This is a genomic window from Prosthecobacter gellanilyticus (assembly GCF_007992435.1).
Lineage (GTDB): Bacteria > Verrucomicrobiota > Verrucomicrobiia > Verrucomicrobiales > Verrucomicrobiaceae > Prosthecobacter > Prosthecobacter gellanilyticus.
The window spans coordinates 1-1276 of sequence record NZ_BKAG01000125.1 but is presented as its reverse complement, the minus strand read 5'-3'; the positions used below and the strand labels follow the sequence as shown (position 1 = coordinate 1276).

The following is a 1276-nucleotide window of genomic DNA, read 5'->3' as shown; positions in this document are numbered from 1 at the left end:
TGCAGGTTCAAAACATGGGTAACACAAAAGGTTCAGAACATAGGTAACACATTTGGGAGCCCCGAGAGGGGCTAGCATGGGAACATGCCGTGGCACACCAGCACCCCAATGGACCAGAAGACAGAATTCGTTTTGAAAGCCATCCACAGCGACAACTTCCGCCGCTTATGCCGTGACTACGGCATCAGCGCGAAGACCGGTTACAAGTGGAAGGAACGCTTCCTGGAGCAGGGCCTCGCCGGCCTGCAGGAAGAGAGCCGAAGGCCGCAGAGCCATAGTGAAGAGCTCGGCGAGCAGGTCGTCTGCCGGATCGTCCTGCTCAAGCAGCGGCACCCGCACTGGGGACCCGCCAAGATCCATGAGATCTATGCTCGCGAGCACGGCGGCAGCCAGACCCCGAGCCTGAGCAGTTTTAAGCGGGTGCTGGAGCGAGCCGGGCTGGTGCAGAAGCGGCGCACACGCCGGGTGCCTGAGATGGGCGCCGTGCGCCTGCACAGCGGCCGGCGTGCGCAGGCGCCCAACGAAGTGTGGAGCGTGGACTTCAAAGGCTGGTGGCACGATCCGGAAGGGCGGCGCTGCGAGCCCCTGACCGTGCGTGACGAGCACAGCCGTTACCTGCTGGAATGCCAGCGCATGAGCAGCGCGCGCACGGAGGCGGTGTGGGAGCGCTTTGAGCGCTTGTTTGAGCGGCACGGCTTGCCGCAGGCCATCCGCAGCGACAACGGCCCGCCCTTCGCCACACGAGGCGGGGTGCTGGGCTTGAGCAAGCTCTCCGCACGCTGGGTGGCCCTGGGGATCGAACTGGAGCGCAGCCGGCCCGGCTGTCCGCAGGACAACGGAGCGCATGAACGCATGCACCGTGACATGAGCATCGAGTTGCAGCACAGCGCGGAAGGCTGGAGCCAGGGCGCGCTGGACGCCTGGCGCGAGCAGTTCAATCATCAGAGGCCGCATCAGGCGCTGGGCATGAAGCTGCCAGCAGAAGTCTACGCAAACTCCACGCAGCGTTACCGAGGGCTGCCTGAAGATCTGGAGTATGCACAGTGTCTGGAAAGCAGGCTGATCAGTTCCTCAGGCACGGTGAAATGGGAGCAGCAAAGCATCTTCATCTCAAGAGCCATTGCAGGCTGGAGCGTGGGCCTGCGCCCCAGCAGCGAAGGCCTGATCGATGTCTACTTTGCCAACCTGCAACTTGGCCAGATCGAACCCTCGACGAGCAGCTTCCTGCGGGCGGCTAGCCGCCCGCAGGAAGCTGCCGATCTCAGCGACATCCTCA

1 protein-coding gene is annotated in these 1276 nt (G+C 63.5%); it reads left to right on the top strand.

From position 1 onward, the window contains the following. Nucleotides 1-84: 84 nt before the first annotated feature. Nucleotides 85-1276: integrase core domain-containing protein (locus BGE01nite_RS28765; protein ID WP_146856405.1), on the top strand; the 1192-nt coding region annotated here is incomplete at its 3' end.